This window comes from Salirhabdus sp. Marseille-P4669 (assembly GCF_900240405.1).
GTDB lineage: Bacteria > Bacillota > Bacilli > Bacillales > Alkalibacillaceae > OEQK01.
The window spans coordinates 17,100-27,060 of sequence record NZ_OEQK01000012.1; the positions used below are offsets into that span (position 1 = coordinate 17,100).

Annotated in this window: 7 protein-coding genes, 10 tRNA genes and 1 rRNA gene; all 18 read right to left on the reverse strand. The window is 38.6% G+C overall.

Annotated features, from left to right (window positions below):
- Window positions 1–224: 224 nt before the first annotated feature.
- The 18 genes from glmS to rrf all read right to left on the reverse strand — a co-directional run bounded on the left by glmS (window position 225) and on the right by rrf (window position 9,951).
- Window positions 225–2,030: a glutamine--fructose-6-phosphate transaminase (isomerizing) gene (glmS, locus tag C1A05_RS17385; RefSeq protein ID WP_102029506.1), complete on the reverse strand. Its 1,806-nt coding sequence runs from the start codon at window positions 2,028–2,030 to the stop codon at window positions 225–227.
- Window positions 2,031–2,625: 595 nt separating this feature from the next.
- Window positions 2,626–3,972, reverse strand: a complete 1,347-nt coding sequence (gene glmM / locus C1A05_RS17390) for a phosphoglucosamine mutase (RefSeq protein WP_102029507.1) — start codon at window positions 3,970–3,972, stop codon at window positions 2,626–2,628.
- Between the two features lie 39 nt (window positions 3,973–4,011).
- The gene (locus C1A05_RS17395) at window positions 4,012–5,247 is read right to left on the reverse strand and encodes a CdaR family protein (RefSeq protein ID WP_102029508.1); all 1,236 of its coding nucleotides are present in this window, start codon (window positions 5,245–5,247) and stop codon (window positions 4,012–4,014) included.
- Window positions 5,240–6,058, reverse strand: a complete 819-nt coding sequence (gene cdaA / locus C1A05_RS17400) for a diadenylate cyclase CdaA (RefSeq protein WP_102029509.1) — start codon at window positions 6,056–6,058, stop codon at window positions 5,240–5,242. The genes C1A05_RS17395 and cdaA overlap by 8 nt, the downstream gene beginning before the upstream one ends.
- A gap of 219 nt (window positions 6,059–6,277) precedes the next feature.
- Complete coding sequence (locus C1A05_RS17405; RefSeq protein ID WP_102029510.1) at window positions 6,278–6,898, reverse strand: anti-sigma factor family protein; 621 nt, start codon at window positions 6,896–6,898, stop codon at window positions 6,278–6,280.
- Window positions 6,899–6,910: 12 nt separating this feature from the next.
- Window positions 6,911–7,474: an RNA polymerase sigma factor SigW gene (gene sigW / locus C1A05_RS17410; RefSeq protein ID WP_102029511.1), complete on the reverse strand. Its 564-nt coding sequence runs from the start codon at window positions 7,472–7,474 to the stop codon at window positions 6,911–6,913.
- 224 nt (window positions 7,475–7,698) lie between these two features.
- Window positions 7,699–8,601, reverse strand: coding sequence for an arginase (rocF, locus tag C1A05_RS17415; RefSeq protein WP_102029514.1), 903 nt, complete (start codon window positions 8,599–8,601; stop codon window positions 7,699–7,701).
- 189 nt (window positions 8,602–8,790) lie between these two features.
- Window positions 8,791–8,866, reverse strand: a tRNA-Ala gene (locus tag C1A05_RS17420).
- A gap of 11 nt (window positions 8,867–8,877) precedes the next feature.
- Window positions 8,878–8,952 (reverse strand) — tRNA-Gly (locus C1A05_RS17425).
- 87 nt (window positions 8,953–9,039) lie between these two features.
- Window positions 9,040–9,112, reverse strand: a tRNA-Lys gene (locus tag C1A05_RS17430).
- A 39-nt stretch (window positions 9,113–9,151) separates the two neighbouring features.
- Window positions 9,152–9,226 (reverse strand) — tRNA-Gln (locus C1A05_RS17435).
- Window positions 9,227–9,230: 4 nt separating this feature from the next.
- Window positions 9,231–9,315, reverse strand: a tRNA-Tyr gene (locus tag C1A05_RS17440).
- A gap of 8 nt (window positions 9,316–9,323) precedes the next feature.
- Window positions 9,324–9,399 (reverse strand) — tRNA-Thr (locus tag C1A05_RS17445).
- A 66-nt stretch (window positions 9,400–9,465) separates the two neighbouring features.
- Window positions 9,466–9,541: transfer RNA gene (locus C1A05_RS17450), tRNA-Val, on the reverse strand.
- Between the two features lie 30 nt (window positions 9,542–9,571).
- Window positions 9,572–9,646, reverse strand: a tRNA-Glu gene (locus C1A05_RS17455).
- A gap of 28 nt (window positions 9,647–9,674) precedes the next feature.
- Window positions 9,675–9,747: transfer RNA gene (locus C1A05_RS17460), tRNA-Thr, on the reverse strand.
- Window positions 9,748–9,754: 7 nt separating this feature from the next.
- A tRNA-Asn gene (locus C1A05_RS17465) sits at window positions 9,755–9,829 on the reverse strand.
- A 6-nt stretch (window positions 9,830–9,835) separates the two neighbouring features.
- Window positions 9,836–9,951, reverse strand: a 5S ribosomal RNA gene (rrf, locus tag C1A05_RS17470).
- Window positions 9,952–9,961 lie beyond the last annotated feature (10 nt).

Below are 9,961 nucleotides of genomic sequence, written 5' to 3' on the forward strand. Positions count from 1 at the left end.
AATTTAAATTGGAAAATGGGATTGGATTACTATTGAATCTCCACCGAATTTTGTATAAAAAAACCGAAGGTCTGCCGGGAAAAGTACCGGAAAAACCTTCGGATTAGGAACATTAATTTTATTTAAGGAACGCTTATTTTATATAAGGAACCTTAATTTTATATGGAGACATAAGGAACCTTAATTTTATATGGAGATATTGATCCAGTCTTTTTTTGTATTACTTACTCCACTGTAACACTCTTAGCCAAATTACGTGGTTTATCCACATCACACTCACGATGCAATGCTGCATAGTATGCGATTAATTGTAACGGGATAACAGATACAAGTGGTGATAACAATTCATGAACCTTTGGAACGACAAATGTGTCATTCTCTTGATCGAGACCTTCCATACTAATAATACATGCGTTTGCACCACGGGCAACCACTTCCTGTACATTAGCACGGATCGAGTAATTTACACTCTCTTGAGTAGCAAGTGCGATTACTGGTGTATTCTCTTCAATCAAAGCAATTGTACCATGCTTCAATTCCCCACCAGCAAAGCCTTCTGCTTGAATATATGAAATTTCTTTAAGCTTTAATGCGCCTTCTTGGGCAACAAAGTAATCCACTCCACGTCCTAGATAGAAGCAGTTTCTAGTTGTTGCTAAATAGTTACGTGCAATGTCTTCCATTTCTTCTTTTTGATCACAAAGGGATTCCATAGAAGAAGCAACAATCGCTAGCTCTTGTAGTGGATCAAAATCAAGATCGAATCCTTTTGCTTTTGCCGTATCTACAGCTAGGATCGCAAGGACAGCAATTTGAGCTGTATATGCCTTTGTAGAAGCAACTGCAATTTCAGGTCCAGCATGTAAATGTAACGTATAATCTGCTTCACGAGAAAGGGTAGATCCTGGTACATTCGTAATAGTCAAAGCAGGGTGACCCATTTCTTTAATTTGAACGAGTACAGAACGGCTATCTGCAGTCTCACCACTTTGTGAAATGAAGATAAACAGTGGTTTTTCAGATAGTAATGGCATGTTGTATGAAAACTCACTAGCCACATGTACTTCTACAGGTACTTTCGCAAGCTTTTCAATCAATTGCTTCCCAACTAAACCAGCATGGTAGCTAGTTCCTGCAGCAATAATATAAACACGATCTGTCTTCTGCATTGCTTTTCGAATGTCCGCATCTAATTTAATATTATCATGTTCATTTTTGTATTCTTGAACAATTTTACGAATTACGAAAGGCTGCTCATCAATTTCTTTAAGCATAAAGTGTGGATATGTTCCTTTTTCAATATCACTCGCATCTAATTCTGCAACATAAGAATCTCTTTCTACAACTGTTCCATCTAATTTTTGAATTTGAACACCGTCACGTTGAACAATAACAACCTCTTGATCCATTAATTCCACAAAACGGTCGGTAACTTGGATCATTGCCATAGCATCACTAGATACAACGTTAAATCCGTTATCACCTAAACCAACTAATAGCGGGCTTTTGTTTTTCGCAACGTAAATTTTCTCAGCGTTCTGTTCATCTATTAAAGCTATTGCATAGGAACCATGTAAAAGACTTACTGTTGTACGGAATGCCTCTGTCACATCGCCTTGTTGCTCATATAGTTTTTCCACTAATTGAACAATTACCTCTGTATCTGTTTCACTCTTAAGTTCTACATCTTTTAAATATTCATCGCGTAATTGTGTATAGTTTTCAATTACCCCGTTATGCACTAGTGTAAAACGGCCAGAAGCACTTTGATGCGGGTGCGCATTATCTACGCTTGGAGCACCATGTGTTGCCCAGCGAGTATGACCGATTCCCATTGTAGATGACACTTTTTCATCAACAGCATCGCGTAAGGCAGCAATTCTACCTTTTACTTTAAATAAATGCACTCCATCTTCATTTAATACAGAAATTCCTGCAGAATCGTAACCACGATATTCTAATTTTTCGAGACCTCTTAATAAAATTTCTTTCGTATCTTCTGTTCCGATATAACCTACAATACCACACATATTATGGTTTCCTCCCTAAGTTTGAAAGGGGCAAACAGTTATATCCTATTTCTTGATTAGGGGCGCTGTTTACCCCTTTCTCGCACTATTTTTAGTATACGTTTCGATAAAAGGTAATATTAGAAGGTACATATTTTTACATTTTTCACCAATAGGAAACAATCCGTTTTTCACATAAAAACGAATGTTGTAAAAAAGAAGTACCTCACCAATATTGCATCTTATTTAGAACTTTTGTACAAAGAGTCGCCTCATAAGCTTTAAATTCTAAATAGTCGGTTGAGATGCAGCAACCGGGAGGCATCCGCCGAAAAACTCGATAACCTCCTCCTCGTCAACTAATGGTAAATGTGAGTTCTACTCACCGCATTAGTCCTGGCGCTTTTATATAAATTACCCTCGATCCTCCTTTTCCATTCTTGAATGAAGTACGCATAAATTTACATAGTTTGTAAATTTTTAAAGTACAAGTTCCATTGTAGCCGAATAAGATAATATTCGTCAATCCTAAATATTTTTGTTGGGTTTCTTAAAATATTTCTTCAAAATCACAATATGCGCAGGTCGCTCCTGGCGTTCCTGCGCATAAATAAACTTAGAGACCTAATTCTTGTTCAATTACCGCTACAACTTGATCCACAAATTTTTCACAAGCTTCCTTAGTTGGAGCTTCAACCATTACTCGAACTAATGATTCTGTACCTGATGGACGAACAAGAACACGTCCTTCATTCCCTAATTCACTTTCTACCTTCTTAATTTCTTCAAGAATGGTAGGATTTGAATCCACTTGATGCTTATCTGTAACCTTCACGTTTTTTAGAACTTGTGGGAACTTTTCCATTTCCGCTGCTAATTCAGAAAGTGGCTTATTCGTTTCTTTTAAGACACTTACGAGCTGCAATGCAGATAACATACCGTCTCCTGTCGTCGTATAATCCAAGAAGATTAAATGCCCAGATTGTTCTCCACCGAAGTTGTAATCACTTTTACGCATTTCTTCCATAACATATCGGTCACCTACAGTAGTTTTTACACTTTGCATGCCATTCGCTTCAACGGCTTTATAAAAACCAATGTTACTCATAATGGTAGAGACAATTGTGTTTTGCTTTAAGCGGCCTTTTTCTTTAAGAAACTTACCGCAAATATACATGATTTGATCCCCATCCACGATATTGCCTTTTTCATCAATAGCAATTAAGCGATCGCCATCTCCATCAAAAGCAAGACCAATATCGGCTCCGGATTCTACGACTATTTTACGAAGACCTTCTGGATGAGTCGAGCCAACACCATCATTAATGTTTAAACCGTCCGGTGATGTGCCGATCGTTGTAATCTCCGCTTCCAAATCAGCAAATAAATGTGGCGCTAATGATGATGTTGCACCATTTGCACAATCTAGGGCAATATGTAGACCATCAAAGTCAACATCAATTGTTTGCTTTAAGTATTGTAAGTATTTTTGGCCACCTTCAAAGTAATCATTTACTTGACCAACATCTGCTCCGACAGGTCGTGGTAACGTATCCTCGCTAGAATCAATTAATGCTTCAATTTGATTTTCTTGTTCATCCGACAACTTAAATCCGTCCGAACCGAAGAATTTGATACCGTTGTCTTCAACTGGGTTATGGGAAGCTGAAATCATAACACCTGCATCAGCACCAAGCGCTTTTGTCAAAAATGCTACACCTGGTGTGGAAATGACCCCAATTCGCATAACCTCTGCGCCAATGGAAAGTAGGCCTGCAACTAGAGCACCCTCTAGCATGTGACCAGAGATACGGGTGTCACGGCCAATTAAAATTTTCGGACGTTTTTCATTATCCTTCGTTAGTACGTATCCTCCATATCGTCCTACCTTAAATGCTAATTCTGGTGTTAACTCTTTGTTTGCAACACCACGGACACCATCCGTACCAAAATATTTACCCATTTTCTGATCGCTCCTTCGTTCTATTTCCAAACTATTTATTTACTCAATTCGAACTCGTGCATTTTCTTTATTGGATGTAATTATATAATTCTCTGGTCCTTTAATGTTTATGGCTGTTTGAAATTCTCCTTCAATAAAGCCATTTACATCAATTGAAGCCGAGATATCGTCTGCAGTAAAGCTTTCTAGCTGTTTCGCGGTTCCGAAAATTGAGACGTTCACAACCCCTTCTTCCGGATCCACAAACGTTATTTCTTTGTTCGATGCTAAATTTAATACCTCGATTGGGACATCCTCAAACACTTTTTCTTGCGTTTCCTCTACATCAATTTTCACCTCAAGCGTAGATGGTTCGACTTTAGTAGCACCTTGAGGTAAAGGTATATTCACTTCTATCGTTTGATCCTCTGTAATTTGGGACAGATTTATCTCTAAGTCCTCAATTTTTTCAATTGCATTTAATACAGAAGCTTGTCCATAAACCGCGACTTTTTCCGCTTCTAATGATATGGATTGAAGACTCATTCCCTCCGGAAGCTCCCCGGTAGTGGTATAGGATATAGGAACTTCCTTCATTCCTACTTCTATAGGGATTTCTACGTTTACAGTGGAAGGATTAACGAAAACATTTAATTCATTCCCTTGTTGATCATACACTTTCACAGGAGCATTTTTAATTTCGATTTTATCTGTGACTCCAGCTAAGTCCACAATCGCTTTTACAATCGCTATTTTCTCAACTTCAGAAGTAGATCCTGTAACTTGAACTTTTTCAGGTGCTATAACCGGCGTCCCTAATCGGAACTCTTCGTTAAGTGAATCTTGATTTAACATTTCAATTTCTACACTATATTCCGCAGTTCCTCTTTCTTCTATTGTTACAGCTATAGTTGCTGGATCAATTTGCACCTTTAATTGATTCGAAAGCCCTTGATATTGAACATTCACTTCATGTGTTCCAGCTTCAAGTTCGGTAAGGTCAATAAACAAATCAAAATTTCTAGTCGTTTCGGTAGTCGCTACAAGACTTTTGGAGCCTTCAATTAATACATTCACTGTTTGAGGCACTCCAAGTACGACATATTTTTCTTCGTCTACTTTTACCTGTAACGGAACATCTTCAATTGTAGCTGCCTCATCGGAAAAGTTGGAGAAAAAGTCTAGCTCAGGCCTATCTTCTCCATCCTGGCTTATACTCACGGACAAGTATAAAGCAATAGCCAATAATAAGGAGATAACTCGGATAAACCAAGGGGTCTTTAGCCATTTATCCATTTTTCTTCCCCCTCCAAATCCAACCTTTTGTTGCCTGATTAAAGGTAGGGTTCAATGCATTTTTCAACATTTCTCTTATCGTATGCTCATCTAAATTACGATGTAACTCCCCATTCTTCGTTATGGAAATGGAACCTGTCTCCTCAGACACTACAATAGTTAGCGCATCCGTGACTTCACTTACTCCTAGTGCAGCACGATGCCTTGTTCCGAGTTCTTTTGAAATAAAAGGACTTTCTGACAAAGGAAGATAACATGCTGCTGCAACAATTTGATCTTCACTTAATATAACAGCACCATCATGCAAAGGTGTATTCGGTACAAATATATTAGTCAATAATTCACTTGTTATTTTACCACGTATCGGTATCCCTGTTTCGACATAGTCCCCCATGCCTGTTTCTAACTGCATAGAAATAAGCGCACCAATACGACGCTTCGCCATATAATTACAAGATTTTACGATTGCTTCTATAATATCTTGCATTTCCTGTTGCTCGTTATGGGTATTACGAGAAAAGAACTTTCCACGGCCCAATTGTTCGAGTGCTCTTCGAAGTTCTGGCTGGAAAAGAATTGCTACAATAACAAATCCCCAGGCCAACGCCTGCTCCATGAGCCATTGAACGGTTTGAAGCTGAAACAGGAAACTCAGGAAGAAAATTGCGAGAATCACGACAATTCCTTTTATTAATTGGACAGCTTTCGTCCCACGAACTAACATAAACAATTTATATAAAACAAACCATACAAGGGCGATATCTATAATAATTCGTAAAAGCTCTACGAAATCAAATCCCCCATCCGACATGTACACACTTCCTTCAGCAGATGTAATTTACATGTATCATATATTTTGTCAAACTGTTTATATTATACCATATTTATCCGTATCTTCCTATTTACAAGGAGTTTACAAAGAAAGTAGGGGTTTCATACTAAATGCTGACAATTTTGTGAAAAAGTTAGCACAAAAAAGGACATAGAAAAAAATACTTTTATGTCCAAAATAATAACCACAATTCAATTATTAAAATCCTTTAATTGTAAAGGTAAATAAGTCTCCTACTGTCTTTTTCGTATGGTACCAAAGCCACTCAAAAACCTGGTTAATTTCTTCAATTTTTCCTGTTACTTCTCCTGCTGATGCTAGTAAATTTTCACCATTAATTAACGTCACATTACCTTCGACTTTACCTTCTATTTGAAGATTACCGTTTTTTACAAGCAAATCACCTTGAACAACTTGCCCTTCTGGAACAATTACCGTATTGCCTTCGATAACAATACCTTCTGTTTTGGATACGGTTAATTGCTCATTTTCATTCCACATTGAAGAAAGACTCGTAAATATTAATAAAAAGAAGATAGCTGCAGCCGTAACGATTGGATGAGCTTTAAACCAACGTTGATAGCTAATGCGTTTCTTTTCTTTTGGTAAGCTTGCCATAACATTTCTTGTAAAATTTGCAGGCGCTTGGATATTACTGGTGCTTTGTAGCAAAGTGATAGTTCTTTTTAACTCATGAAAATGCCCTTGGCAGTCCTCACATGTCATAAGGTGTTCTTTTAGCACCTGTTCTTCTTCTTTAGTTATCTCCTTATCGAGATATTTATGCATGTACTCCACGTACTTATTTGGACAACTCATTATTTCACTCCTTTACAGATCCCGAAGCTTTTTACGTAAAGCTTCTCTACCACGGTGTATTCGAGTTTTAACAGTACCAATAGGCATATCCAATATTTCACTAATTTCTTGTAACGATAAATCGTCTACATAACGGAGCGTTATAATCGATCGATACTTTTCAGGTAATGATTGGATTTGTTTTTGAATATAACTTTGAAGTTCTAATGTTTCTACTTCTTCCTCTGGTAATGGTTGATCCGCTGATAGCTGAGAATACATGTTCAATCCTTCCGTACCTTGAACCTCAGCATCTAAAAAGTAATCTGGCTTCTTTTTTCGAATTCGATCAATCGATAAATTGGTCGCTATTCGGTAAATCCAGGTTGAAAATTTTCTTTTATCATCAAAGGAGTGTATATTTGTATATGCTCTTATAAATGCTTCTTGTGCGATGTCTTCTGCCTCGTGGGAATTACCTAACATTCGATAACAGATCTGATAAACTTTATTTTGATAAAAGCTTACAACTTCCTCAAAAGCTGCTTGATCACCTTTTTTGATTTGTTTTATTTTCTGTCTGATGAAATTTTCCATCTACTATACCTCCGCTTGATCTGCGGGTTCTTACTATATACGAACACCTTACAAATCAGGTTTCACCTTTTTTAAAAAACTTTTTATTTTTCTTTGGTGATCAGAAGAAATAAATTAAGATTAGTCAAAGACATTCGGTGTAAAATTCTTCAATCCGATCGTTTCTATATAAAAAAGGCAGCAACTCATTTACATAAGTTGCTGTGCAAATTTTCTTACTATAATTATAGCAATTTTTCCCCTAATAGAGAAGCCATTAATCCAACTGCAATGGAAGCAGTTTTGTTTTTCTCATCTAATATCGGATTGACTTCAACAAACTCTGCCGAAGTAATGATTTTTGCTTCTGCTAGCATTTCCATAGCTAAATGACTCTCACGATAACTCATTCCGCCAATTACTGGTGTTCCAACTCCAGGTGCATCTTGAGGATCTAAGCCATCCAAATCTAAGCTTAAATGGACATTGTCTACGCGTTCTTTTAAATATTGAATCGTTTCATTCATCACATTAGACATTCCTAACCGATCCACTTCATGCATGGTAAATACTTTGATTCCTTTTTCTCTTATTAAGGAGCGTTCTCCATCATCAAGTGACCTGGCACCAATAATAACGATGTTTTCTGGTTTCACTTTCGCGCCTTCTTCACCAATATTAACGAGTTTTTCATGCCCAAGACCTATACTAACAGCTAGCGGCATCCCATGAATATTTCCTGACGGTGAAGTCTCTGATGTATTTAAATCTCCATGAGCATCATACCAAATAACGCCTAAGTTCTTTTGGGTCTTTGCTAAACCAGCTAGCGTACCTATTGCAATACTATGATCGCCGCCTAACACTAGTGGAAAGTTCCCTTTTTGAATAATATCATCTACAACATTAGCAAGTTTTGTATTTCCTTCTGCTACTTCTTCTAGATTCCGTAAATTACTTCTATTATCTCTTTGATGACGTTCTGGCTGATGAATTTGAATATCACCTAAATCTTCAATTGTGAGGTTAAGCGCTTCCAATCGATCCAACACCCCAGCATAACGAATGGCACTAGGTCCCATGTCTACTCCACGACGATTCTGTCCTAAATCCATCGGCACTCCAACTAACGAAATCGTTTTATTCATCATATTCCTTCCTCCTTTAACCTCCTCTTATTTTAGATAGAGAAAGGGGAATGGTTCAACCGGACAAAATTTTGTATATATATACAGTATTTTTATTCAATTGTTATTTTTAAAAAATATCTAGCAACTCAAAGAAATCCTTAAAAAAGACAAAATAAAAAAACCTATTTAAGATAGGTTTCACAAATATGGTGGAGCCTAGCGGGATCGAACCGCTGACCTCCTGCGTGCAAGGCAGGCGCTCTCCCAGCTGAGCTAAGGCCCCATATTTTTTTATGGAGCGGAAGACGGGATTCGAACCCGCGACCCCCACCTTGGCAAGGTGGTGTTCTACCACTGAACTACTTCCGCAATAATTAGGAATACTTTCTGAAAGTAAAAAAACGTCCATCACTATAAAGTAGTGAAAGCCGAATTTTCGATAAACAAATATAAAAATGAGCCATGCAGGATTCGAACCTGCGACCCTCTGATTAAAAGTCAGATGCTCTACCAACTGAGCTAATGGCTCCTATAGAAAAAATCTCTTCCAAGATTTTTAAAATGAAAATGGCTGGGCCACCAGGATTCGAACCTGGGCATCACGGGACCAAAACCCGTTGCCTTACCGCTTGGCTATGGCCCAACAATGGTGGAGGGGGACGGATTCGAACCGCCGAACCCTGAGGGAGCGGATTTACAGTCCGCCGCGTTTAGCCACTTCGCTACCCCTCCACAAACAGTGGTGCCGGCCAGAGGACTTGAACCCCCAACCTACTGATTACAAGTCAGTTGCTCTACCAATTGAGCTAGACCGGCAAAAAGTATACCTTCTTAGTATAAAAAAATTAGCTAAAAACATACATGATATATGATTAACTAAAATGGTGGAGGATGACGGGCTCGAACCGCCGACCCCCTGCTTGTAAGGCAGGTGCTCTCCCAGCTGAGCTAATCCTCCATAATAACTGGTATACTTTGAATATTAAAATGGTGACCCGTACGGGATTCGAACCCGTGTTACCGCCGTGAAAGGGCGGTGTCTTAACCACTTGACCAACGGGCCATATAAATGGCTTGTATCAATCGTCCGAAGCTTCCAGCCGGGCTTGAACCGGCGACCTCTTCCTTACCATGGAAGTGCTCTACCTACTGAGCTATGGAAGCATTATAATGGCTCCACCGGTAGGATTCGAACCTACGACCGATCGGTTAACAGCCGATTGCTCTACCACTGAGCTACGGTGGAATAGCTGCCTAGCGATGTCCTACTCTCGCAGGGGAAACACCCCAACTACCATCGGCGCTGAAGAGCTTAACTTCTGTGTTCGGAATGGGAACAGGTGTGACCTCTTCGCCATCACCACTAGACTTACAGGAT